At 36.3% G+C, this 25,939-nt stretch carries 22 protein-coding genes and 1 pseudogene; 10 read left to right on the forward strand and 13 right to left on the reverse strand.

Translation table 11 applies throughout. The annotated features are described in order from the left end of the window. The first annotated feature begins 144 nt into the window (after positions 1 to 144). Positions 145 to 1,560, forward strand: a complete 1,416-nt coding sequence (gene sthA / locus CDA10_RS05935; RefSeq protein WP_089604647.1) for a Si-specific NAD(P)(+) transhydrogenase — start codon at positions 145 to 147, stop codon at positions 1,558 to 1,560. Positions 1,561 to 1,896: 336 nt separating this feature from the next. On the opposite strand, the gene CDA10_RS05940 is transcribed toward sthA, so the two are convergent. Further along, positions 1,897 to 2,712 (reverse strand): AAC(3) family N-acetyltransferase, encoded by an 816-nt coding sequence (locus tag CDA10_RS05940; protein WP_089604648.1) that lies wholly within the window; start codon positions 2,710 to 2,712, stop codon positions 1,897 to 1,899. Between the two features lie 177 nt (positions 2,713 to 2,889). Between CDA10_RS05940 and CDA10_RS05945 the strand changes: the two genes are divergently transcribed. The 5 genes from CDA10_RS05945 to CDA10_RS05965 all read left to right on the forward strand — a co-directional run bounded on the left by CDA10_RS05945 (position 2,890) and on the right by CDA10_RS05965 (position 6,741). Continuing rightward, a complete protein-coding gene (locus CDA10_RS05945; protein ID WP_089604650.1) occupies positions 2,890 to 3,957 on the forward strand; it encodes a 4-phosphoerythronate dehydrogenase in 1,068 nt (355 codons plus the stop codon). Further along, positions 3,954 to 4,946, forward strand: coding sequence for an EF-P lysine aminoacylase EpmA (gene epmA / locus CDA10_RS05950; protein WP_089604651.1), 993 nt, complete (start codon positions 3,954 to 3,956; stop codon positions 4,944 to 4,946). Before CDA10_RS05945 ends, epmA begins: the two co-directional genes overlap by 4 nt. A gap of 203 nt (positions 4,947 to 5,149) precedes the next feature. Beyond that, entirely contained in the window at positions 5,150 to 5,668 is a 519-nt protein-coding gene (locus tag CDA10_RS05955) for a PAAR domain-containing protein (protein ID WP_089604653.1), read from the forward strand. Beyond that, the gene (locus CDA10_RS05960; RefSeq protein ID WP_089604655.1) at positions 5,662 to 6,417 is read left to right on the forward strand and encodes a hypothetical protein; all 756 of its coding nucleotides are present in this window, start codon (positions 5,662 to 5,664) and stop codon (positions 6,415 to 6,417) included. The genes CDA10_RS05955 and CDA10_RS05960 overlap by 7 nt, the downstream gene beginning before the upstream one ends. Next, positions 6,418 to 6,741, forward strand: a complete 324-nt coding sequence (locus tag CDA10_RS05965) for a hypothetical protein (protein ID WP_089604657.1) — start codon at positions 6,418 to 6,420, stop codon at positions 6,739 to 6,741. Between the two features lie 568 nt (positions 6,742 to 7,309). Here CDA10_RS05965 and CDA10_RS05975 read toward each other — a convergent pair. From CDA10_RS05975 to ahcY, 6 genes are all read right to left on the reverse strand, one after another. After that, a complete protein-coding gene (locus CDA10_RS05975) occupies positions 7,310 to 8,551 on the reverse strand; it encodes a multifunctional CCA addition/repair protein (RefSeq protein WP_089604660.1) in 1,242 nt (413 codons plus the stop codon). 113 nt (positions 8,552 to 8,664) lie between these two features. Next, positions 8,665 to 10,935: an NADP-dependent malic enzyme gene (locus CDA10_RS05980; protein WP_089604662.1), complete on the reverse strand. Its 2,271-nt coding sequence runs from the start codon at positions 10,933 to 10,935 to the stop codon at positions 8,665 to 8,667. A 142-nt stretch (positions 10,936 to 11,077) separates the two neighbouring features. After that, a complete protein-coding gene (locus CDA10_RS05985) occupies positions 11,078 to 13,948 on the reverse strand; it encodes an EAL domain-containing protein (protein ID WP_089605167.1) in 2,871 nt (956 codons plus the stop codon). Between the two features lie 156 nt (positions 13,949 to 14,104). Continuing rightward, positions 14,105 to 14,821 (reverse strand): 16S rRNA (uracil(1498)-N(3))-methyltransferase, encoded by a 717-nt coding sequence (locus CDA10_RS05990; RefSeq protein WP_089604664.1) that lies wholly within the window; start codon positions 14,819 to 14,821, stop codon positions 14,105 to 14,107. 29 nt (positions 14,822 to 14,850) lie between these two features. Continuing rightward, positions 14,851 to 15,687: a methylenetetrahydrofolate reductase [NAD(P)H] gene (gene metF, locus CDA10_RS05995; RefSeq protein ID WP_089604665.1), complete on the reverse strand. Its 837-nt coding sequence runs from the start codon at positions 15,685 to 15,687 to the stop codon at positions 14,851 to 14,853. Positions 15,688 to 15,812: 125 nt separating this feature from the next. Continuing rightward, positions 15,813 to 17,195, reverse strand: coding sequence for an adenosylhomocysteinase (gene ahcY / locus CDA10_RS06000; RefSeq protein ID WP_089604667.1), 1,383 nt, complete (start codon positions 17,193 to 17,195; stop codon positions 15,813 to 15,815). Positions 17,196 to 17,556: 361 nt separating this feature from the next. Between ahcY and CDA10_RS06005 the strand changes: the two genes are divergently transcribed. Together CDA10_RS06005 and CDA10_RS06010 are read left to right on the forward strand one after the other, a co-directional pair. After that, positions 17,557 to 18,108, forward strand: coding sequence for a hypothetical protein (locus CDA10_RS06005; protein ID WP_089604669.1), 552 nt, complete (start codon positions 17,557 to 17,559; stop codon positions 18,106 to 18,108). A gap of 4 nt (positions 18,109 to 18,112) precedes the next feature. Continuing rightward, the gene (locus CDA10_RS06010) at positions 18,113 to 19,075 is read left to right on the forward strand and encodes a DUF4424 family protein (RefSeq protein WP_089604671.1); all 963 of its coding nucleotides are present in this window, start codon (positions 18,113 to 18,115) and stop codon (positions 19,073 to 19,075) included. A gap of 53 nt (positions 19,076 to 19,128) precedes the next feature. On the opposite strand, the gene CDA10_RS06015 is transcribed toward CDA10_RS06010, so the two are convergent. The 4 genes from CDA10_RS06015 to CDA10_RS06030 all read right to left on the reverse strand — a co-directional run bounded on the left by CDA10_RS06015 (position 19,129) and on the right by CDA10_RS06030 (position 22,161). Beyond that, on the reverse strand, positions 19,129 to 19,641 hold the full coding sequence (locus tag CDA10_RS06015; protein WP_089604673.1) for a tetratricopeptide repeat protein: 513 nt from the start codon (positions 19,639 to 19,641) through the stop codon (positions 19,129 to 19,131). 105 nt (positions 19,642 to 19,746) lie between these two features. Beyond that, positions 19,747 to 20,085, reverse strand: coding sequence for a DUF3325 domain-containing protein (locus CDA10_RS06020; protein WP_089604675.1), 339 nt, complete (start codon positions 20,083 to 20,085; stop codon positions 19,747 to 19,749). Then, the gene (locus CDA10_RS06025) at positions 20,082 to 21,806 is read right to left on the reverse strand and encodes a PepSY-associated TM helix domain-containing protein (RefSeq protein WP_089604676.1); all 1,725 of its coding nucleotides are present in this window, start codon (positions 21,804 to 21,806) and stop codon (positions 20,082 to 20,084) included. Before CDA10_RS06025 ends, CDA10_RS06020 begins: the two co-directional genes overlap by 4 nt. A 1-nt stretch (position 21,807) precedes the next feature. Further along, positions 21,808 to 22,161, reverse strand: a complete 354-nt coding sequence (locus tag CDA10_RS06030) for a hypothetical protein (protein WP_089604678.1) — start codon at positions 22,159 to 22,161, stop codon at positions 21,808 to 21,810. A gap of 237 nt (positions 22,162 to 22,398) precedes the next feature. On the opposite strand from CDA10_RS06030, the gene CDA10_RS06035 reads away from it, so the two are divergent. Further along, positions 22,399 to 22,653 carry a hypothetical protein gene (locus CDA10_RS06035; protein WP_089604680.1) on the forward strand — a complete coding sequence of 85 codons (255 nt, stop codon included), beginning with the start codon at positions 22,399 to 22,401 and terminating at the stop codon, positions 22,651 to 22,653. A 389-nt stretch (positions 22,654 to 23,042) separates the two neighbouring features. On the opposite strand, the pseudogene CDA10_RS06040 reads toward CDA10_RS06035, so the two are convergent. Together CDA10_RS06040 and CDA10_RS06045 are read right to left on the reverse strand one after the other, a co-directional pair. Beyond that, positions 23,043 to 23,429 (reverse strand): annotated as a pseudogene (locus CDA10_RS06040) (carboxymuconolactone decarboxylase family protein). Between the two features lie 191 nt (positions 23,430 to 23,620). Continuing rightward, positions 23,621 to 24,409, reverse strand: coding sequence for a pseudouridine synthase (locus tag CDA10_RS06045; protein WP_089604683.1), 789 nt, complete (start codon positions 24,407 to 24,409; stop codon positions 23,621 to 23,623). A 198-nt stretch (positions 24,410 to 24,607) separates the two neighbouring features. Here CDA10_RS06045 and icd point away from each other — a divergent pair, with 198 nt between their 5' ends. Further along, entirely contained in the window at positions 24,608 to 25,864 is a 1,257-nt protein-coding gene (gene icd, locus CDA10_RS06050) for an NADP-dependent isocitrate dehydrogenase (protein ID WP_089604685.1), read from the forward strand. Positions 25,865 to 25,939: the final 75 nt, after the last annotated feature.

Genomic DNA, 25,939 nt, shown 5'->3' on the forward strand with positions numbered 1-25,939 from the left:
ATGCCAAACGATAGGGCAAAAACACTATTCATATACTAAATGTGGTTATCACAGAATATATGCATGTGAAATACAGAAAATTTTTTTACTTTAGTTCATAATATGACACGAGATATAGACTGAATTTAGTATAAGGAGCTTTGAATGCCACGTAAGAAAGAAGTCGTTAGTGGGAATTATGTGAAATACGATGCGGTCGTACTTGGCTCTGGTCCTGCTGGTGAAGGCGCGGCAATGAAGCTTGCTAAATCGGGTAAGCGTGTTGCAATTGTTGATATTCGTGAGCAACTTGGTGGTAACTGTACCCATGTAGGAACAATTCCAAGTAAAGCTTTACGTCAAACAGTTTCAAGTATTATCCGTTATCAACGTGATCCAATGTTTAAAAAAGTGGGGGATTGGAAACAATTCACTATGAAACAGGTATTACGAAATGCGCATAAAGTGATTCAGCAGCAAGTTGATACGCATTCACGTTTTTATGATCGCAATAATATTGATGTGTTTCATGGTCGTGCATACATTCAAGATAAAAGCACTGTGATCATTTTTAGCGAAGATGGTGTAAAAGAAACTTTAGGTTTTAAACAACTTGTACTTGCAACAGGTAGTCGTCCTTATCATCCACAAGGTTTAGATTTTAATCATCCGCGCGTATTTGATTCAGACAAAATTTTAGATTTAGATTACCCGATTCATAAAATCATCATTTATGGCGCAGGTGTGATTGGTTGTGAATATGCTTCAATTTTCATCGGATTAGATCATAAAGTTGATTTGATCAATACGCAGCATCAATTATTGAATTATTTAGATGATGAAATTGCGGACGCATTGTCTTACCACTTACGTGAACAAGGTGTGCTTATTCGTAATAATGAACAGATTGATCATTTAGAAACATTTGACGACCATGTAGTTATGCATTTACAAAGTGGTAAGAAAATTAAAGCCGATGCTATTTTGTGGTGTAACGGCCGTTCTGGAAATACCGATGGTTTAGGGCTTGAGAATGTAGGCATTACACCCAACAGCCGTGGTCAATTGGCTGTGAATGAGCAGTACCAAACTGAAGTGGAAAATATCTACGCAGCTGGTGATGTGATTGGCTGGCCTTCTTTGGCTTCAGCAGCGTATGACCAAGGGCGTTGTGCAGGCTCAAATATGAGTGGTGAAGAAAATATTAAACCAGTCACAGATATTCCTACTGGGATTTACACCATTCCTGAGATTTCATTCTTTGGAAAAACTGAAAGCCAGTTAACGGCTGAGAAAATTCCGTATGAAGTTGGTCAAGCTTCTTTCCGTCATTTGGCTCGTGCACAAATTACGGGTGATACGGTGGGTGAATTAAAAATCTTGTTCCATCGTGATACTCTAGAATTGCTCGGTGTGCATTGTTTTGGAAATAATGCTGCGGAAATTATTCACATTGGTCAGGCTGTAATGCAAAGTGGAAACAATACCATTAAGTATTTTGTTGAAACGACATTCAATTATCCAACCATGGCTGAAGCGTATCGTGTCGCAACTTTAAATGGTATGAATCGTTTATTTTAAATAATGACCATTGATTAGATTTCTTGCAAAAGTCAGAAAATGATCAAAAATTAGCAGTAAAGTTAATATTAAAAATCTCTTCTCCTTCCAGAGATAAGAAATATTATTCAGCAGAGGATGAGGGAGATTTAACATATAAATCCTCTCCCTAACCCTCTCCTTTATAAAGGAGAGGGAACTTCCATTGTAAATAAATGTTCATCACAACTCGACTGACGCAAGAAGTCTATTGATTATCCATTCAAAACCCGTAAGTCATCTTGCGGGTTTTTTATGATGGTTTTCTATGGTTAATGATTAAAAAAGCTATTCAGACAAAATGATTCTAAAACGCTTTTAATCATGACTTGAATGTGTCCACGTGCTAACCGCATGATCAACCAGTAATTGCATATCGATTAAGATACCATAAGCTTCACCGACTTTTTTTCGTTCATCATGTTTTGAATCAATAAGTTTCTTTCCAATCGGAATAAATTTATCTACATCCATAAATTCAGGTATATCAAACTCGAACCATTCGCGAATACCATTATTGATGATTGGAACACCTTCTTTTTCTTTATTTGAATTAGGAAAAGCTCTACTTTCAGCAAGATGTAATGCTGTGCAGCGGTTAAAATCCACACCAATTAATAATACTTTAGCGCTGAGTTGATAGAGTTTTGCTAAGGGTGATTGCTCTCCAAAAGGATCATCTAAAACCTGTTCTTCGGTAATTTCTTTAGCAGAAGGGCCAATTGCACAAAAAGATGCGAAAGGATGATGACTTCTGACTACTTTTGGCCATGTTCTAAATAATTCTGCAATTCGTCCCATATCTCTCGTTGGGGTAATTTCAGGTTCAAACACTGGCATCGTGTCTCGTATAGTCTGTATCCAAGATTTAGGAATAGGCGGATTACTCCAATTGGCTGGGTCAGTAATATTTGATGAATGTGCAGGCATGCATACATTTCCATCACTGCCCACAGTTGTTAGAAGCGCTTTTATAACAGCTACAGCGCCACCATTTACCCATCCCAGTGCACTTAATGACGAATGAACAATGACAGTATCGCCGTGTTTAAGTCCAAGATTTTGCAAATCATCAAAAAGGCTTTCAGTGGTAATTGGATTTAATGTTCTATCTATTTGATCTTGTTCTGACATTAATGTTCTCTAAATGAATGTGATCAATAAATAAAAAGTATTGTTAATACAAAATTATTCAGCAAACTAAGTTTTAAAGTATTTTCAATGCGTTTTAAAGTATGTGATGTATGAACTGCAATAGTTTTAATATCTGCAAAGCGTTATCATAGCGGCTTCAACAGGTTGGATAAAGCTATGAAAATTGTTGCAGATGAAAATCTAGCATTTACTGAATATTTCTTTTCAGAATTCGGTGAAATTCATCAAGCAGCAGGGCGTACTTTAACGCATGATGACCTAAAAGACGTTCAAACTTTACTGGTTCGGTCTGTAACGAATGTAAATGAAAGGCTAGTTGAAAATACGGCGCTTAAATTCGTTGGCAGTGCAACGATTGGCACAGATCATTTAGATATAACCGCTTTGGAAAAACATCAAATTGCATGGTCAAATGCAGCAGGTTGTAATGCACAGGCTGTTGCTGAATATGTGATCACAGCATTATTGCATTTGAATCCTGATTATATTGATCAAAATAAAGGCTTTACCTTAGGCATTATTGGTTTAGGAAATGTAGGCTCACGTTTGGCTTATATGGCAAAACTGTTGGGTTGGAATGTGATTGGTTTTGATCCATTTGTTGAACATCGTGATATTCAGCAGGTTGAACTCGAAACGCTATTAAAAAATGCAGATGCAATTACAACGCACGTACCATTAACCAAAACAGGTGAACATGCGACTTATCATTTAATTGATGCAAATGCGTTAGCCATGATGAAGCCCGAAGCAATTTTAATTAATTCTGCACGTGGCCCTGTTGTTGAAGAAGCGGCATTAATGGCTGATATTCAAAAGACACAACGTAAAGTTGTTTTAGATGTATTTGAACATGAACCTGAAATTTCACAAGAATTACTCGATTTAATTACCATCGTCACGCCACATATCGCAGGCTATAGCTTGGAAGGTAAGGCACGTGGTACACAGATGATTTATGAGGCATTTTGTAAAACATTTGGCTATTCTGCGAATAAAAAATTTGAATCACAATTGCCTACTGGTGAGCAGTATTTTTATGGCAATAATATTAAGCAAACATTGAAAAAATATTTATCTGAAATCTATGATATTCAACGTGATGACGATAATTTAAGAGCGTGTTTGAAGGATGGTAAGGTAGATCAGAAGGCTTTTGATCATCTACGCAAAACTTATCCTTTACGCCGTGAATGGGCTGCGCATGGAGGGCCAAAAGCATGAGTCAGCCAATTCAAAATAGGATTCAATATCAACCGACATGCGATATTCATGCACTTAAATCACGTGCAAAAATGTATGCACAAATTCGCCAATTCTTTGCTGAGAGAGAAGTACTCGAAGTTGAAACACCTGTACTTTCACAAGCAGGCGTAACCGATGTGCATTTAGCTTCTGTACAAGCACAGCGCCATGTTCAAGGGAAAAAACAAACACACTATTTACAAACTTCACCTGAGTTTGCCATGAAACGATTATTGGCAAGTGGCAGTGGTGCGATTTATCAAATTTGTAAAGTGTTTCGAGATGATGAGCATGGTCGTAAACACAATAGTGAATTCACCATGTTGGAATGGTATCGTCCACAATTCAGCTTGAAAGATTTAATGCTAGAAGTGACCGATTTATTAAATGTTGTACTTGAACAGCGTTTTGGTGAAGTACGTCCAATGGTGTTGAGTTATAAACATGCTTTCATGGATCGTTTGGATTTAAATCCACTCCAAGCAAACTTGAAAGAGTTAAAAGATGCTGCTCATCGTGTCGGTTTAAATTTAGATTTAGGCGATGATCGTTTAGCGTATATCGATTTACTCTTTTCACACATGGTAGAACCAAGCTTAGGTTTTGATACACCCGTATTTTTAACAGATTTTCCACCTGAATTAGCATCTTTAGCGAAGACTAGACATGATGAGGATGGTGAGTTAGTTGCAGCACGTTTTGAGCTTTATATTGAAGGTTTAGAACTCGCTAATGCCTATGATGAATTGATAGATGCAGATGTTTTACGTGGTCGTTTTGAAGCAGATAATGCAGTGCGTGAACAACTAGGTTTGCATGTGATGCCGATTGATGAGTATTTGTTAGCAGCTTTGCCGAATATGTCTGACTGTGCAGGAATTGCTTTGGGAATAGACCGTTTACTCATGGTCGTGATGAAGCAAATGAAGTTAGAAAAGGTGATTACGTTTCCTGCGGATGTGTCGTGATGATTTAAAAGCTCTATTAACGGTAAACCTAATAGAGCTATTTTAAAAAATTTATTAATATTTTATTTAGATTAAATTACAAATATAAACATTAGAATTGATTCGCTTTGTTAGTATTAAAACGAAAAAAAAATTAAATAGATAAATTTAAGAGTTCCACAAGAAGAGATTCATCTCTCATATATTATAAGGATAAATAGATTATGGCTAAAGGCTTTGCTATTCACAATGCACTCACAACTCATGGTGGGAAAATTCCATCTACTCAGCAAAGAAGCTCTCAGATGGGGAATCTTTTTGTAAGAGCAGGAGATGGTCATTATTGTCCACAATGTCAATGTTGGTCTACAGTTATTAAAAGCCACGACCACATAATTTTTGATGGTAAATCCGTTGCTTATGCAGATGACTTGCTCACTTGTGGAGCAAGAATTTTACCTCAGCAGAGTCATGTTGTAGGGGATAGTCAAGGGTCTAATTATAGTGATAGAGCAAATTCCTCAAACTTTATTGCTAAGAGTTTAATGCTATACGCAGGTCAATATCAGTTGGTAAATGAGTTAAATAATCAGCCCTACAGTAAAGTTAAATATGCTGTTACTTATGCAGATGGTCGTATCATTGAAGGCATGACTGATGAAAATGGAATGACAGAAAAATTAGAAAGTACAGAAAGAGCGGAAAATATTGAAATTACCCTTTTTGAGGGCGATCCATGGTAGATAGATACCAAACAACGACGACCAAAACTACAAAAGTGGAAGTTGTAAAATTAAAGTCACCGATACGCCTTATTATGTATGGTGGTTCAAGAAAATCTAGTGATAATTCAGCATTTTTATATGCTTCTAAAAATGTGGTTAAAGATTATAAGAATGATTTACCAGTGAAATCATTTTTTATTTCACAGGGAGTAAATCAACTAATTGATTTAATAAATGCACAGGCTGAAAACTCTATTCAATCTTTAGATATTTTTTGTCATGGATCTGAATTAGGTTTGTATTCTATTTTGAATGCATCTTTAGATAGCTCAGAGTCATATGAATATGTTCAGTTGAATAATTTGGAATCAAATTTATATCGAAATAAGCTAACAAAGTTTAGCCAATGGGAAATATTCGGTGGTGCGAGTTGGCGTAATTTATTTGTTATTTCAGATATTAACTTTAAAAAATTTACAAATGAATCAAAAATAGAAATACATGGATGTAATACCGCATTGGATGGGAAGTCCGATACTTTTAGTGCAGAGTTATCAAAAGCATTGTTTAAGGTAGGGAGAAAAAGAAGTATAGTCATTGGGCATGCAGATTATGCAAATCCGAATAGAGGTGGAACTAGAGAAATATCTAAACAAGATTATCGACATGAATTGCGGATTGTTTATCACAATGGTAACGTTATTGCTAAAACAAAAATGGAAGGTCGAATACCTGCTTCATTTATAAGAAAATCTTTAGGTGGCTAGATGGAAGATTATAGTTATTGGGTTTCTGTTTATTCAATAGTTTTTTCAATACTAATAGCTTCATTAAGTATTAATTCTATTTTTTTTATAAAAGATAAGACTAATAAAATTCTTGCCTTTATTGTCTTTACTGGCTTGTATTCCTTAATTTTAAGTTATTTTTTTGGGAGTTTATCAGGGAAGTATATGGAACAAGATTATTTACCTAAATTTATTTTTGAAGGGTATCGTTCTCATTTGTTTCATGGAAATATTTACTTATTATTCACATTAATTATCTTAATTGCTTTAACTATGAGAATTTTGATAAATAAAAGGAAGTAAATTTTCATGGTGATTGACTTTTATTGATATAAATCATGGCTTGTTTATAACAATTTAATATTATTGGTCAAACAAGAATGTATATCTTCTTTTGTATAAAAATATTTTAGGTAAATAAATGTTAGGATTGGAATCTTTAGAAATTCAACACTGGATTAATGTTTACGGTATTATTTTTTCAATCCTAGTTCTATCACTTTCAGCTAATTTTACTTTTTTTATTAAAGATAAAATTAACAGAATTTTAGCAGTAATCGTTTGCACAGCAATTATAACCCGTGTATTAAATCATGTATTTTCTATTTCTTATATAGGTTTAATGGAACAAGATCCATTATTTATTAACTTTTATATTTAAGGGTACAGATAAAAGCATTTTCGCAGGAATAATCCCATTTTTTGTTTCATTAATCGCTTTAATTTTATTAATCGGACGGCTTATCTATCGAAGGAAAAAATTAAAAGATAAAAAGAAACTTTAAAAATAGTAAGTTTATTTTTTAATCGAATTATTATCCAAACCTTGATTTGTAAGTCAAACTCCCCCCATCCCTGAGAGGAATCTTATTTAAACTGTATGACTATGATGACCTAACTCATGCTTTAAATGGGCAATGGCCTCAATACGTTTTTGAATCAGCATCTCACCAATATCAGAACCTTGAACATCTGATGGTAAATCAGAAGCTTTAATCGTTCGTACAATTTTCACTGCATCTAAAAGATAACGAGCTTGAGGGTATTCACGATTTTCCATACCTAAACGCCCCTTAGCATCGCACTCACAAGCTTGAATAAAGGCTTCAACGCGCTCAGGACGACGCAATACGTCCAAACGTTGTAAAAGACGCCACACCGTACCTGCTTTCAAAGTAAATGCTTGATGACACTTTAAATGCTCTTTACATACAGCCAAAGCAAGCTGCTTGGTTTGAGTTGGAACTTTTAAACGATCACAAATTTCAGTTACAGGTTGAATCCCACGTTCTTCATGCATGACATGACGAGGTAATTCTTCCTTAGGCGTTAACGCTTTTCCTAAATCATGCACCAATACAGCAAAACGCACATCTAAAGAATAATTGGCTTTACAGGCTTGTTGAAGCGACATCAATGTATGAATACCACAATCAATTTCAGGGTGATATTCAGGACGTTGTGGTACACCAAACAAAGTATCGATTTCAGGAAATAGAATTTTTAAAGCACCACATTCACGTAATACTTCAAAGTAAACGTCAGCATGTTGTTCCATTAAAGCACGAGAAGTTTCTTTCCATACACGTTCAGGTGTTAAAGCTTGAAGCTCGCCTGATTCAGTCAATTGGCGCATTAAAGCAAGGGTTTCGGTTGCAATTGTAAAACCATATTGTGTATAGCGAGCTGCAAAACGAGCAACACGTAATACGCGTAAAGGATCTTCTGCGAATGCTTCAGAAACATGACGAAGAATTTTATTATTTAAATCATCTTGGCCATGATAAGGGTCAAATACTTGTCCAGACTCATCCATTGCCATCGCATTGATGGTTAAATCTCTGCGAATTAAATCTTCATCGAGCGTTACATTTGGATCTGTGAAAAACTCAAAACCGTGATAGCCGTGTCCTGATTTACGTTCAGTACGGGCAAGTGCATATTCTTCTTTTGTTTTGGGATGCAAAAAAACAGGGAAATCTTTACCAACAGGCTGATAACCTTGGGCGAGAAGTTGCTCAGGTGTAGCACCTACGACAACATAATCTTTTTCGTGATAGGGATGTCCGAGTAAATGATCTCTGACGGCACCGCCTACTAAATAAACTTGCATGAAAAAACCTCTATTCTTAGCGCCATCATGCAACAGAATAGAGGTTTTCTCAAGTGTTGAAACCTAGCGATTAGCTAAACTTTAACAGTATTTATCTCAAATTGATTTTAAACCTAGCTTTGAGCTTGTTGAATCTCTGCAACGGTTAAAGCCGTCATATTTACTAAACGACGTGTCGTCGTCGTAGGTGTTAAAATATGAACTGGTTTTGCTGCACCGAGTAAGATTGGACCAATAGTCACATTATTACCTGATGTAGATTTTAACAAGTTGAATGAAATATTTGCAGCATCAAGGTTTGGCATGATTAACAAGTTTGCAGAACCTTTGAAGCGTGAGTTCGGGAATGCAAAATGACGAATATTTTCATCAAGTGCTGCATCCGCATGCATTTCACCTTCAACCTCTAACTCTGGCGCAATTTCAGATAAAATTTCAAAGACTTTACGCATTTTTTGTGCACTTGGATCATTTTGATCTGAACCAAAGCTTGAATGTGAAAGTAATGCAACACGTGGTGTCATACCAAAACGACGTACTTCTTCAGCAGCTAAAATTGTCATTTCAGCAAGTTGTTCAGCAGTTGGGTTGGTATTTACATAAGTATCAGCAATAAACAGGTTACGATCTTCAAGCATTAATGCATTCAAGGTAAAGAAGTTGTTACGATCTTCTTTTAAACCAATCACATTTCTTACGAAATCTAAGTGAATGTCATAACTCGCGTATGTACCACATAACATACCATCTGCTTGACCATGACGAACTAACATCGCAGCAATCAGTGTAGAACGACGACGTGATTCACGTTGTGCATATTCAGGTGTTACACCTTTACGTTGCATGATGTTGTAATAGTCATCAGCAAATTTTTCGTAATCAGGATTTTTTTCTTGATCAACGATCGTGATATTTACACCGTGTTCTAAACGCAAACCTAATTTTTTGATATTCGCTTCAATCACTGAAGTACGACCTACAAGAATTGGTTTAGCTAAACCTTCATCTACTGCGATTTGTACTGCGCGTAATACACGTAAGTCTTCACCTTCAGCATATGCAATGCGTTTAGGTGCAGTTTTTGCTTGCGCAAAAATTGGTTTCATCATCAATGCAGAGTTATAAACAAACTCAGATAAGCGTTGACGATATGCTGAGAAATCTTCAATTGGACGACTTGCAACACCAGAGTCCATCGCAGCTTGTGCAACAGCAGGTGCAATTTCAAGAATTAAGCGTTGATCAAGTGGGCGTGGGATTAAGTAATCACGACCAAATGATGCTGATTTTTCACCATAAGATGCAGCATCCGCTTCAACATGCGCCATACGTGCAATCGCATGTACACAAGCAATCTTCATTTCTTCATTGATGGTTGTTGCACCAACATCTAAAGCACCACGGAAGATATATGGGAAGCACAGTGCATTATTCACTTGGTTTGGATAGTCTGAACGACCCGTCGCCATAATGACATCATTACGCACTTCATGCGCATGTTCAGGTAAAATTTCAGGATCTGGATTCGCCAATGCAAAAATGATTGGATCATTTGCCATAACCTTAACCATTTCTTTGGTCAAGATGCCAGCAGCTGAAAGACCAAGGAACATATCTGCGCCTGCAATCACATCTGCAAGTTGATTGCCTTCGATATCTTGTACATAACGCTTTTTAGATTCATCCAAACCTTCACGTCGTGTCGTCAATAGACCACGTGAGTCTGCAACAATGATGTTTTCTTTTTTCGCCCCAATTGCACAAAGTAAATCTAAGCAAGAAAGGGCAGCAGCACCTGCGCCAGAAGCAACGATTTTAATTTCGTCAATTTTTTTGCCATTCAATTGCAAAGCATTTAGGAGTGCAGAACCCACAATGATTGAAGTACCGTGTTGGTCATCATGGAACACAGGAATTTTCATGCGTTCACGAAGTTTCTGCTCAATGTAAAAACATTCAGGTGCTTTAATGTCTTCTAAGTTGATACCACCAAAAGTGGGTTCTAACGCTGCAACGATATCGACAATTTTATCTGGATCATTTTCAGCAATTTCAATATCGAATACATCAACACCAGCGAATTTTTTAAATAAAACGCCTTTTCCTTCCATTACAGGCTTTGAAGCCAATGGACCAATGTTTCCTAAGCCTAAAACAGCCGTACCATTACTGACCACAGCAACCAAGTTTCCACGTGCAGTATAAAGTGCTGCCTTTGAAGGGTCTTTTTCAATTTCCAAACATGGAGCAGCAACACCTGGAGAATAGGCAAGTGCTAAGTCATGTTGATTGACCAGTTGTTTACTTGGTGTAACGCTAATTTTTCCTGGGGTAGGAAATTCATGGTAATAAAGAGCTTGCTGTTTTAATGATTGATCGTCCATTTGAATCTCGATTGTTACAATGTTCCAGCGAGGCTGGTCGTTTTGGCTAAATATGAACGAATATACCATTTGTTGAGCGCTATCGACAGTCAAAAAGTATATATTTCAGTTCAAGTTGTAGATTAAAAGTCTAAAATACTGATTAAATCGTAATAAGTTTATGCTGTTCTAAATATTGCGTACTTTCAGCAGCGGTAAGCGGTTTAGAAAAATAAAAACCTTGTAAAATATGACAACCATGTCTTTCTAAGAAATCAATTTGTTCTTTTGTTTCAACGCCTTCAGCCACTAAAGTGATTCCTATAGCAATGCCCATCGCAATGATTGCATTCACAATTGCCTCATCTTTTTCACGTCCAATTTTAGAAATAAAGGATTTATCAATCTTTAAAACATCAATAGGATAACTGGTGAGATAGGATAAAGATGAATATCCAGTTCCAAAATCATCTAAGGAAATTGAAATATGACGGTCTTTTAATTGTCGTAATAGTTGGTCGACTTGTTCTGATTTGTCCAATAAAGAAGATTCGGTAAGTTCGAGCTCTAACATATCCCCAGAAATATTATATTTTCTAAGCGCATAATCAATATCTTCAACCAAATGTCCACGATGAATTTGCTGAGCGACGATATTGATAGATACACGAAAATGATCAAATCCGAGCGTTTGCCAATGATGAATCTGTTTACAAGCTTCGTGTAATACAATCAGACCAATATCTGAAATTAAATTGGTTTCTTCAGCCAATGGAATAAAGATATCAGGGGCAATATAACCCAGTGTAGGGTGTTGCCAACGGACAAGTGCTTCAAAACCATAAATTTGATTGGTTAGGATACAAATTTTAGGCTGATAATTAACAGATAATTTTTGCTCTTTAATCGCTTTTCTAAGTTCATTTTCTAGATTAATTCCTTGATTTGAAATAGGAACTTTAGAGTTTGAATAGAATTCTATAGTATCGCCACCCAAGCGTTTTGCTTCATTCAAAGCAAACTCAGCATGCCCATTTAGACTATCTAATTGAGGGCCATGTTCTGGGAATAATGCAGCACCAATGGAAATAGTGATCGTTTGTTCTTGCCCATTGACTTCAAAAGGATGTCTAAATGCCTGCAAAATACTTTGAGCTTGCTGATGAATCGAGATATTACCGCAGCTCAAATTATAGACCACTGCAAAATCATCATTATTTAAATATGCCGTAATCGAAGCATTTGCACAGCATAATCTGAGTCTTTGTGCGACTTTTATTAATAATTCATCGCCGTGTTTTTGGCTTAGTGAATCATTGAATGATTTAAAACGGTCAATATTGATGCGTAACAATGCAAAATTTTTAAATAAATTAGAATAATCCGTGAGGTAATTATGGAGTTGTTGTTGGAAATAAAAACGGTTTGGAAGATCCGTTAAAATATCATAATGTTTTAAATACGATAATTTACGTTCTTGTTTTTTGCGATCTGTTAAATCTGTAATAATACCAACATAGTTCACAACTTTGTCTTTTTCATCATAAATGACATTAATATGAATCCAAAGGACTAATTTTTTACCTGAAGTAAATTCAATGCGTAATTCAGAATCAAACTCACCAGTTTCTATCAGCTGTTGTGTCATTTTGGCATACGTTTTTGCAGCATTTGAACCGGTATTTACAGTAATATCAAATAAATGATGGCCAATAATCTCTTCCTGTTTATAACCGAGTAATTTTTCAAAAAATTGATTTACTTCGAGGTAGCATAAATTGCTATCTAAAACAAAAATACCTTCAGCAACGTGTTTAAAAACATTCGCAGCAAGTTTTAATTTTTCTTGATCAGATTTTTCCTTTTGAATATTTCGGTGAATGCCCACCATTCTTAAAGGTTTATTATTGTTATTTCGCGCAATGACTCGACCAATATCTTGAATCCAACACCATTGATTATTTCTTTTAATTCGATAAACAGCTTCAAAACGGTCTGTCTTGCCTTTGATGTGTTGTAAAAGTATAGACTTATATTGTGCAATGTCATCGGGATGAATAAATTCAGCAATATTATGATTATGCTTTAAATTGATTTGCCTAAATTCAATTTCATTATTCGCTTTGGCAATCTGAAACGTTCTTTTTTCAATATCCCAAATCCATGAGTTAATACCGGCAGTTTCATGTGCAAAATCTAAATTGGCTTGATGATTCTCTAGATGATCATTAATCTGTTTTAAATCATTTACTCTTTCTTTAACTTTTTGTTCTAGTAATTGATTGTTAAGTTGTAACTCATTTTTAATTTCTTCTGTTTTTGTAAACTCTGTTTTGAGTTGCGTTTGTAATGCTTTAGATTCATCTAAATGACGTTGAGATTGTTCGATTAATTTTGTGTTATTAAAATTTAATATTTTTAAGCGATTATGCATGCGGTTTGCAATCAATGCGCTGATGAAAATAGTCGAGAACCATAGCGCCGTGATAATACTATAAAAGATAAACGCATCATTGAAAAACAAGAGTTGAGCACAAATAGCAGGTAATGCTGAAGGTAAAAAAATACACAAAAAATAACTAAAACGCTCAACCAAATACGTGAGTGCCATCACATAAGTAATACTGAGCAACAAGCCAGATAAAATAATGATTTGAGTATAATCGAGTTGTGAATTCTCAATTTTTAAAAAGTAATAAATAATACATATACCAATGCCTAAAGTTGTTCCTATTACTAAACAAAAGAATTGAAAGAGGGCATCGATTTTATCATTTTTATCGTTATTGCTTTGAATCTGATTTTTCTTCAAATATGAAATAGAGAATATCATTGCAAAAATAATACTGATTAAAATAAAAAACCAATTATTTAGATAGTTTGAATAGTCATTAAAATATAAATAATAAATAAAAATATCAAAAAAGCTAGCAAACAAGACCCATGCAAGAAAAATTTGCATATGATCCGCCATACTTTTGACTTGTAATGCATTCATGCTTTTCGAAAGAAGCTCATCCTGAACATCCATCATTTGCTGCTGCACCTTATTTCATTTGAATAATATCTAACTAAAAGTAATTAAAAAAGCATGATTGTTTTGTATTTTAATCGAATTAAAAACGGATACTTTTAATGTAAAATACTGTGTATTGATCACGATTGCAATAATTTTTTAATAAATAGATCACTATTTTACAATTATATGATTCAAAATTGATAAGGCAACAATAGGTGCTGTTTCGGTACGTAAAATTCGCTCACCGATACACCAATTTTTAAAGCCATGATCATTTGCATCAACAATTTCTTGCTCGGATAAGCCACCTTCAGGGCCAATCAAAAGTACAATATCGCGACTAATATTTTCAAGTGGATTTAAGTTTTCTTTATTTGGAGCCAAAACTAAGCGTGACTCAGGTAAATCACTTTTTAGCCATTCTTGCAAAGATTGAGGTGCTTGTATTTTGGGAACAATATTCATACCACACTGTTCACATGCCGCGATCGCAATACCTTGCCAATGATCAATTTTCTTTTGATCACGATCATACTTTAAACGCATTTCACAACGCTCAGAAGTCAGTAATTGAATCTCTGAGACACCTAATTCTATGGCTTTTTGAATCGCATAATCCATGCGATCTCCCTTACTCATCACTTGACCTAATAAGGCTGTGAAAGTAGGAGTTCGATTGTCTGGATTAAATGTCGTAATCTGAACACTGGCAGATTTCTTTGAAACTTCAATGAGTTCTGCATCATATTCACCACCTTGTCCATTGAACAAAGTGGCTTTATCACCCACTTGAGCACGTAAAACCTTAACCCAGTGATGAAACACTGTTTCAGTGAGTTGGATATTCACATCGACAGTTAAATCAGTTTCGATATAAAAACGGGGCATTCAATTTTACTCAAGTTGTGGGTTTGAAATTATGCTAAACCAAGGTCAAGTACAAGTTGACGGTTTGGTTCTGTATGGTTCATAGAGTAGAAGTGCAAACTTGGTGCGCCACCTGCAATGAGGCGTTCACATAGCTTTACTACGACTTCATGTCCAAATGCTTTGATACTGGCAGAATCATCGCCATAAGTAGCAAGTTGCTTGCGAATCCAGCGTGGAATCTCGGCACCTGTACCATCAGCAAAGCGAATTAAGTTGCTTGCATTGGTAATCGGCATGATTCCTGGAGCAACTGGAATATCAATTCCTTGTTTTTGAATACGTTCTACAAAGTAGAAATATGCATCTGGATTAAAAAAGAATTGTGTAATAGCAGCGTTTGCACCAGCTTTTACTTTTTCAGCGAAATGTTTAATGTCCGCATCAAAGTTATCCGCTTGAGGATGCATTTCAGGGTATGCAGCGACTTCAATTTTAAAATGGTCACCTGAATGTTCACGAATAAAACGTACAAGATCGGTTGCATAAGGTAATTCACCTAATCCAACTTGCCCTGAAGGTAAGTCACCACGAAGTGCGACAATACGGTCAATGCCTTGTGCTTTATACAAATCCAGTAATTCTGCAATACGAACTTTATCATCACCAATACATGAAAGGTGAGGGGCTACAGGTGTACCTTTGCCATTAAAGTCAGTAATTGCTGCAAGTGTGCGTTCACGTGTAGAACCACCTGCACCATAAGTCACTGAGAAAAATTCAGGATTGAGCAATTGTAATTCTTGATGAACAACTTTGAGTTTTTCCGCACCAGCATCTGTTTTTGTTGGGAAAAACTCAAACGAAATTGGAACGCGTTTGGTCATGATGAAATCCTTTTTATAATACTATTTTAATGGCTTTGACCTCTCCCTGACCCTCTCCTAAAAGGAGAGGGAAACCAAGTACCTTCTCCCTGAGGGAGAAGGTTAGGATGAGGGTAAATTAAAACTTAGTATTTATAAGTCTCAGACTTAAATGGACCTTCAATAGCTACGCCAAGGTAGTCTGCTTGCTCAGGAGTCAATTGAGTCAAGACACCACCAAAACCAGCAACCATTGCAGCAGCAACTTCTTCATCCAATTTCTTAGGAAGTAGTTCTACACGAATCGCAGCTTGTTTTTGGTCTTCTGGTAAATCGGCAAATTTCTCAGCAAATAAATGCATTTGACCTAATACTTGGTTTGCAAATGAACCATCCATAACACGCGAAGGGTGACCTGTTGCATTCCCTAAGTTCACTAAACGACCTTCAGAAAGCAGAATTAAATAATCGCTTTCGTTCTCTGTACGATACACTTGGTGTACTTGAGGCTTCACTTCAACCCATTTGTAACCACGTAAATAGTTAGTATCGATTTCAGTGTCAAAGTGACCGATATTACATACAACTGAACCTGCTTTTAATGTATCTAACATTGCAGCGTCACAAACGTGATAGTTACCAGTCGTGGTTACGATCAAGTCAGTATTTTTAAGAAGATCTTGGTTAATGTCTTCTTTTTTACCTGTTTGAATACCGTTTTTGTACGGAGAAACAACTTCATAACCGTCCATACAAGCTTGCATCGCACAGATTGGATCGATTTCAGTTACACGCACGATCATACCTTCTTGACGAAGTGATTGAGCTGAACCTTTACCTACGTCACCATAACCGATCACAAGTGCACGACGACCAGATAAAAGCATATCTGTACCACGTTTGATTGCATCGTTTAGTGAGTGACGGCAACCATATTTGTTGTCGTTTTTAGACTTAGTTACAGAGTCATTTACGTTGATTGCAGGAACTTTAAGTGAACCGTCTTTCCACATTTCTAAAAGACGTTGAACACCTGTCGTTGTTTCTTCTGTAATACCGTGGATTTTAGCAATCAATGCAGGATATTTTTCATGAACAACAGCAGTTAAATCACCACCATCATCTAAAATCATGTTGGCATCCCAAGGTGTGCCATTTACATTGATTTGTTGTTCAAGACACCACATGTATTCTTCTTCAGTTTCGCCTTTCCAAGCAAATACTGGAACACCAGAAGCAGCAATTGCAGCCGCTGCATGGTCTTGAGTAGAGAAAATATTACATGAAGTCCAACGAACTTCTGCGCCTAATTCAACCAGTGTTTCAATTAAAACAGCAGTTTGAATGGTCATATGAATACAACCAAGAATTTTAGCACCAGCAAGTGGTTTAGCAGCAGCATAACGCTTACGTAGACCCATCAAAGCTGGCATTTCTGCTTCAGCAAGTTTGATTTCTTTACGGCCGTAGTCTGCTAGAGAAATATCAGCAACTTTATAATCTGTAAATGAAGCATTAACCGCGTTCATCACGATCTCCTTTATTAATAAAAAATAATTGATCATTCAGTTCGCGGATGCCGTTGTTGATCGAAACTTGTATGAAACAGATGGTTTGACCGAATCGTCGAGCCTAGCGATTTCACATTTATGTGCCTGTGAAAAAGTCGCAGCATCCCTCGACTGAGCAGTATTGTACCGATATTTTAATTTTGTTCCAATCTTGATTGTATAAAAACGTATCAATTAAAGTGAATGACAAGATGTGTTGTAAACTAAAAAATAGAAAAAATCTGTTAAATTCTTGTGTTATAGCAAGGGTCTAAATTAAATGAATGAGGATCATCTCTATTCATTAAGTCATTGGAATAAGTTTTGGAGCATATCGTTTATGAATATTGTACAAATTATTGATCAGCATACCTTTGCTCTAAAGCATGCAATAGAACAAGCTTCATTAACGCAACGTAAAAGTTTAGTGAAAGCCGTGTTTGGTTTTTATGAAAAATTACCTCATTTTCATCAGATAATTGAACAGCACTACCATATTCATATTGAAAATAATCAATTGCTTAAAGATATAGATCAAGAAAATTTAGCGTTTTATCAAAATCAAATTAAACTTGCCAATGCTGAGGTCGATGAATATTCAGATGATTATGAAGAGCTGGAAGCAATTCAAGTGATTACACTGGATGCCTTTTTTATGATGGTGTCGAATCAAAATAAATCCAAAAACCTACTTGCATTGTTGAGCGGCGTTATTGAAGTGCTCGATTATTATGAAAATTTCTCAGATGATCCTGCATATTGGAATCAAGTTTTAGAACAAGAAATTATTTTTCAGAAGCAAATAATGAATGAACTTTCTGAAAATGTTATTGTTGATGAGTCAATTTATACGCAACGCTACCAATCGATTGATTTTGCTGATTTGGACTAAACGAATGAAAATAATATTGTTTGTAGCTTCATTTTGTGTTGCATCCTCTGTCGTTGCCAACGACTCCACAGGTTATGTCGGTACTGGCGGTATTGAATATTTGAAAAATAAAAATATTGCCATGCAAAGTGAAGACTTATTCATTAGCAAAAAAAAGATTAAAGTGGATTATCAATTTAAAAATCTAAGTCAGCGTGATATTACCGAAACTGTTTTGTTCCCGCTGCCGAAAGTACAGAATTATATAGAGTATGATTATGCAGATGCGAACGGATTGGTAGAAAGTTTTAAAGTTACTGTGAATGGTAAAGTGCTTAAGCCTAAAGTTCATGTTCATGCTTTTTTACCGAGTAATGAGCAACAATATGTCCAAGATGAAGATTTTCAAGGAGATGTGACCACAGCATTATTAGGCTGTGGGTTAACAGAGCAAGAGTTAATGTCGCCTTGGAAAAAAGAGAATTCAGAGAATGAAACCAAGGTCATTCAAAAAATTGCAGCTTGTTCTGATCCAAAAGTTCAGAAATTACTAAAAATACAAGATGATGATTATATTCGTTGGCAATCGCAGGTGATTTATAGCTGGCAACAAACGTTTAAAGCCAATACCATCACACAAGTGTCTCATCAATATCAACCTTTGGTTGGCGGTTCAGCCTCACTTTATCCTGATGAATATAATCAACAATTTTGTATGGATAAAACTTTTAAGCAGGGTTTGAAAAAAGCACAGTCTCAAAATGCTCCGTTTAGCGCATTAGGTTATATTTTAACTACAGGTGCAAATTGGGCAAAACCGATTCAAAATTTCAAATTGACGATTGAGCGTGATTCAAATGAATTGGTTTCATTTTGTTGGAAAGGTGCTGTGAAAAAAATCAATTCGACTCAATTTCAAATGCTAGAAAAAAACTTTGTTCCTAAACAGGATCTAGATGTGATTTTTGTACATTTAAGAAATGAATAATCCAAAAAGAAGCCCACGTTATGTGGGCTTTCAATTTCGATTCTTTGTTTAGATTATTCCGCCGCTTTGGCTTTTTCTGTCCAAAAATCAGCTTTGGCTTCATCGGCATCGACACCCAAGCCATGTTCATAAATACATACCAAATCGCACATGGCTTGTACTTCACCAAATTCAGCAGCTTGAATAACCATTTCTACAGATTTAGCGACATCTTTTTCAACCACATCACCGCGACGATAAAAATTAGACAATTCTAAAATTGCAGCAGGATGTTGATGTTTAACAGCCTGTTCTAACCAACGATGGGCATGTTCAAACCAAACTTTGGCTTCAGTAGGGTCTTCTTCAAGTAAATCTTTTGCATAGGCGTGATAACCTTCACCGAGCCAATACATTGCTTCTACATGACCCAATTGTGCTGCTTTGAGTGCCCACTCTTCAGCAAGTTGATTATCTTCCTCATCATCACTCTGCATATAAATTTCAGCAAGTTCAAATTGTGCATTGGGATTGCCCATTGCTGCACGATTTAATAGTTCTGAAGGGATCGAAAGGGGGTTAGACATAGAAGTTCCAATGCAACTCAATAAATTGATCAGTAAAAAAACCAATCTAGAGATTGGCTTCGGTATTATAACTGATTTTAGAAAAACAATTTTAAATAAGCAGTTTTAAATGAGCTGGGTCATACCTGCGATTAAACTAATCATTAGGCAAATCAATGTGATCATTTTTATTTTTGGACTGTAATAACTTAAACACAGCCCAATAAATAAAGCAGAGAAAGTAAGTACGCCAACCCAATAACTCAATTGCGTACTCAACCTACCCATCATTAAACAAAAACTTAAAGATAGGGCAAGTAAACTCCAACCACAGATTGCCGCAATGATCGTGTATTTCTGACCCAATTCTCGAGCAAAAATCTGTTTCTGATGTTTTGACATCGAACTTGCTAATGCGATAAAAGCCAAATTAGATAATGACCAAATCAAGATAAAGAATGTCATGCTTTAAGCTCCTGAATATTGGTCTGACTTGGTTTTTTAGCTTTCTTATTTGAAATACCTTTATGCTTTTTCACTTTATAGAATGAGAAGAAAAATAAAATAGCGATTGCAAGTGTCATTAAATCAAATGATGCAATCATCCATTGACCATGAGCAATACTACTCCACAGCGCATGTCCACCCGTTATAAAATTCACGATCGGCAACAGGACATAGGCAACACTTGCAAATAACAAAAGTTCTAACCAAGCTTGGCGATGTGTACGAATAGCTGCATAAATAAAAGTCAAAAGCCATGTGATAAAAAACGCACGAATTTCCCAGTTTAAACGCATTTCCATGTCGCTTGGAATGAAACGATTGGCATAAAAATAGGCAACACAAGCAATCGGTAAACCGATAATTGCCGTAATATTTGTCACTTCAACTACACGATAGCCAAAAGATTTATATCCTTGTTTTTGTTGCTGCGGCGCACGTTTAAAACACCATAAAATAAGGCCTGTTGCGACCATGAGTGTGCCAAGAATACCTGAGAAAAATAATAACCAACGCAGTGCTAAATCTACACCACTAGCTTCATGCAAAACGGTGACAACATTATAAATACCGACAGGAATAGAAAGCTTATTTTCTCTAGTGTCATCTTTAACAATACTTTTTTCTGTCGCACCATCAAACTTCAAAGATGAATATACGTTGCGATGTGCCACGCTTTTAGCATATAAGGCACGTAGTTCGATTGTGGCATTGTTCGTATTTGGTGCAATGATATTAATCGACGCAATTGGATTTTCTTTCCATTGTGATTGTGCTGTAGCAACAAGTGGGACTAAGTCTATGAGAGGAACAACCTCACTTGGGTTACGATGATGCTCATTGCGTCTTTCATTGCGTGATTGATTTGAGTGTTCACGTGTTTGAGCACCAACAGAATTTTCTGTACGATTTTCTCTATTCCCGCCACGTTCAGTATTTTGTCGAACTACACCCGTACGTTGTTCCTGAAAAAACGCTTGTCGATCTTGGTAAACTTGACTAATACCCCAAGGCATGAGCGTATACATAAGCAGTAATAAACCACTAAATGTGATCATAATATGAAAGGGGAGTGCAAAAACGGCTGTCGCATTATGTGCATCTAACCATGAACGTTGACCTTTACCTGAGCGAAAGGTAAAGAAATCTTTAAAGATTTTTTTATGCGTAATCATACCGCTGATAATTGTAACTAGCATCAGCATAGTTGCGAGTCCCACAAGCCAACGTGTCCAAAGTCGTGGTAAACCATAAAGTTCAAAGTGGAAACGATATAGAAAGCTACCACCACGTGTTTCACGAGTATCGATGACTTGTCCTGTCGCACTATCAATGGTGATACGTTCCCCACCACGACGTGCCTCTAAATCTTCACCTTGTTTACGAATGTTTAATTCGGTTGTGGTCTGTCTAGAATTCGGCAGTTGGATCATCCAGCTCCCTGCATCAGGATAATTTTTTTGTAAATAAGCCAAAGCAACTTGTGCCTGCTGTATTTGCGATGGATTGGGTACGGATTGATGTGTTTCAGGTTTCATCCAAACGGATATCTCAGATTGGAAAAAACTTAATGTTCCTGTGAGAAAAATTGCATAAAGTAACCAACCTAAAATTAAACTTGCCCATGTATGTAACCATGACATCGACTGGCGAGGGCCTTCAACTTTCGCATCTATGCGCATTTTAGTTTCCTGCCACTTTATAAATCATCCATAAAACCAAGCAAGGAACAACGATTCCTAAACTCGCTTTCAGTGTTTTATTGACCATAAATACCCAAATAAAGGCAGCACAATGAATACTAAAAGCAAGCAGTGTTGCACTCATTACACTTGCGACTCGGTAGTCAGAAAAAGTCTTTGCAATTACGATGGCTGAAAGTGCTGCAAGAACATAACCACCAAATATCGCAAGAATGAAGCGATAAAAAATCATTAATCGATAGGTCATTAATGATGAAGGGGATTTTATTCGCGTGCTCAAAGTCGGAGTTGAAATTGATGCATGTGTGACATCTAGTTCAGTCTGGCTATTCATAAGTAAAGAAATCTAGGAGATTTAAATTAATGCGAATAATAACAATTATCATTTATATTTGATATGAATAATTTAACTTTTGATGAAATAAATCAACAGATTTACAAGCTTTTTTGTGGGTCATTTTAAGATTCAAAGTAATAGGTTTTGTATCAATTTATCTGCTAAACATAAACAATACACAGCTTTTAGTGTTTTCTTTATATCTTAAGTCAAAGATAAATAGGATCTCTACTTATGTTTATTCCTGCATCTGAAGCTAAACGATTGGTTGAAAATTCGAATCTGAACATTGGGCTTTATAAAATGCGCTTAGCACAATTGATTGAAGACAATGCCAAGCAGGGCAATACCGTAGTGTTCACAGTCTTACCTAAACATTTAGCTTTAGAGAATATTCGTGGGCTTTCTTCTGAGTTGACGCAATTGGGTTATCATATACGTTTTGAAGTAAATGAATCTTTTTACAGTTTTAATGTATTTTGGAATTAATTAGATTTAAATACACGATTTATTTTCTATATTTATTACCTATTATTGATAAAGTCTGAAAATAGGCTTTATCAATATTAAGTAACGTCAGTTCGGTATAAACTCTGATGTAAGTTATTGAAAAGATAGATCAGGTACAACGGAGTCTTACCATTTAAAGTCAGATACAAGAATTAACCTTCGGTTCGACCTACTTTTCTTTCGGGAAAAGTAGGCAAAACCATTTGTCAGTCGCCAACTCGACAGATATCTTCAATTACCAAATATATTGCAAAAACAGTACATTGCAAATGTAGTCTGGCCTCGAACAATGCGACTGACATTTCCGCGTATCGTATAGTTGGGAACATACTTATCTCGAGTTCAGGTTCAACATTTAATTTTAATATTTATTCAGCTTTCTGATATTCATTAATCACTTCAAGTGCGGCACGAAAAGCTTCTTGAGTTGCAGGTGCGCCACAATAAGGCAGGCTATGTAGCAAGACTTCCTGAATTTCTTCAACGGTTGCACCATTGTTTAAAGCACCACGTACATGGCCTTTAAGTTCTGTCGGGCTTTTTTGTGCAGTTAAAAATGCAATCGTAATCAATGAACGATATTTACGTGGCAATATGCCTTCACGTTGCCATGTTGACCCTCAAGCATGTTCATTAATCCAATCTTGTAAAGGCTGAGTAAATGCAACTGTATTATCCTGTGCACGTTTTACAAAACTTTCGCCCATAACTTCGGTACGAACTTTTAAGCCATTTTCATAATCTTGTTGTGACATATCGTTTCTCTAAAATGATCAATGAGGACGTAATGAAAGTTTATATCTGAAATTCTCAGATTCGCAATGCTATGCGGTCTAAATTGTGTTGACGCTACGGTTTATCGAAATACAGCATTAAAATTAAATCTATGTCATGTTTGATTGGCGAAAAGTTCAACATATTACGTTGAGCTTTTCGCCGTTGAGTTTTAACGACCGCTGCGTCCACGGCCACGTGGCGCTTTAGTATTTGGACGAGTTGTACCATTGGTTCTACGTTTTGGTTTTTCACTATCATCCATTTGCCAGATACGTTTAGTGCCAGATTTCTTTACTGAACCATCTTTATTCTTACGTGTCATTGGTTTACCACCAGTCCCACCCGGTTTTTTAACATAAGAACGTGAACGATATGGCTCTTCCGCAGGAATATTCTGAAAATCAGGATAGAGCAAAGGCTCAATTTCTTTGGTTTCACCAGGTTGTAAACCCAACTGAACGAGGTCAATTGCACCAATTTTTGTACGAATTAAACGTAAGGTTGGAAAACCCACAGCAGAAGTCATACGACGTACTTGACGGTTACGACCTTCACAAATAGAAATTTCTGCCCATGATGTTGGAATATTGGCACGGAAACGAACAGGAGGATCACGATCCCATAACCATTCAGGTTGCGCAACTTTCACCGCTGTAGCAGGTAAGGTCATTCCATCTTTAAGCTCAACACCTTTACGAAGTTGTTCTAAAGCTTCTTCAGTAATATCACCATCGAGCTGCACTAAATAAGTTTTAAATTTCTTATTGGCAGGGTTGGTAATGTATTGGTTTAAACCACCATGATCGGTTAAAAACACTAAACCTTCAGAGTCCATATCGAGACGACCTGCTAAACGTAAAGTTGCGTCATCTACGAAGTCAGACATAGTCATATGTGCTTCGTCTTTTCGAAATTGGGAGAGGACGTCATAAGGTTTATTTAGAATGACGATTTTCATAAAAATGCTTCTTTGATTTAAATTAGTTCAAAAACAACGTGTTTTATTTTATTGAGAAATGTTGTTATTTCCCATATAAATCTCAAAAAACACTGGAATTCAATTAGACTATTATGCGTTAAGAAAGGTTGAAAGTATTGTCAAATTGGCAATTATTTTTAGGATTTACCAACTATAATAAAAGGGAGAACCTACATAATGGGTTATCAGAAGATCGTAGTACCTGCGGATGGTAGCAAAATTACCGTGAATGCAGACTTGTCACTGAATGTTCCAAATCATCCTATCATTCCTTTCATTGAAGGCGATGGCATTGGTGTAGATATTACACCAGCGATGAAAGCTGTAGTTGATGCGGCAGTTCAAAAAGCATATGGTGGCAAACGTTCGATCGAATGGATGGAAGTCTATTGCGGTGAAAAAGCAGATAAAATTTATGGCACGTATATGCCAGAAGAAACGTTTGAAGCACTTCGTGAATTTGTTGTTTCTATTAAAGGTCCATTAACAACACCTGTTGGCGGTGGTATTCGTTCATTGAACGTTGCTTTACGCCAAGAACTTGACCTTTATGTATGTGTACGACCAGTACGTTGGTTTGAAGGTGTACCTTCACCTGTTCAACATCCTGAGCTTACTGACATGGTAATTTTCCGTGAAAACTCAGAAGATATTTATGCAGGGATTGAATGGAAAGCTGATTCCCCAGAAGCGAAAAAAGTCATCAAATTCCTAAAAGAAGAAATGGGTGTAACTAAAATCCGTTTTGAAGATAACTGTGGTATTGGTATCAAACCTGTATCAAAAGAAGGTACGCAACGTTTAGTTCGTAAAGCAATCCAATTTGCAATCGATCATGATAAACCGAATGTGACTCTAGTTCACAAAGGTAATATCATGAAATATACCGAAGGTGCATTCAAAGAGTGGGGTTATGAGCTTGCTGTGGATCGCTTTGGTGGTGAACTGATTGATGGTGGACCTTGGGTTAAAATTAAAAACCCTAAAACAGGTAAAGATATCATTATTAAAGATGTGATTGCCGATGCATTCTTACAACAAATTTTAATGCGTCCTGCGGATTATTCAGTCATCGCAACACTTAACCTGAATGGTGATTATATTTCTGATGCACTTGCAGCAGAAGTCGGTGGTATTGGTATTGCGCCGGGTGCAAATATCGGTGGTGCAATCCAAGTCTATGAAGCAACGCATGGCACAGCACCTAAATATGCAGGGCAAGATAAAGTAAACCCGGGTTCTATTATTCTTTCTGCTGAAATGATGCTTCGTGATATGGGTTGGAATGAAGCTGCTGATCTGATCATTGAAGGTATTTCAGGTGCGATTGAAGCTAAAACCGTAACGTATGACTTTGAACGTTTGATGCCCGGTGCAACATTGCTTCGTTGTTCTGAGTTTGGCCAAGCGATTATTGCGAATATGGATCAATAATTCATTATTTAATCATTGCTTAGCTCAGTATTTTAAAACCCGCATTTTTGCGGGTTTTTTATGGTTAATTATTTT

The organism is Acinetobacter piscicola (assembly GCF_002233755.1).
Taxonomy (GTDB): Bacteria; Pseudomonadota; Gammaproteobacteria; order Pseudomonadales; family Moraxellaceae; genus Acinetobacter; species Acinetobacter piscicola.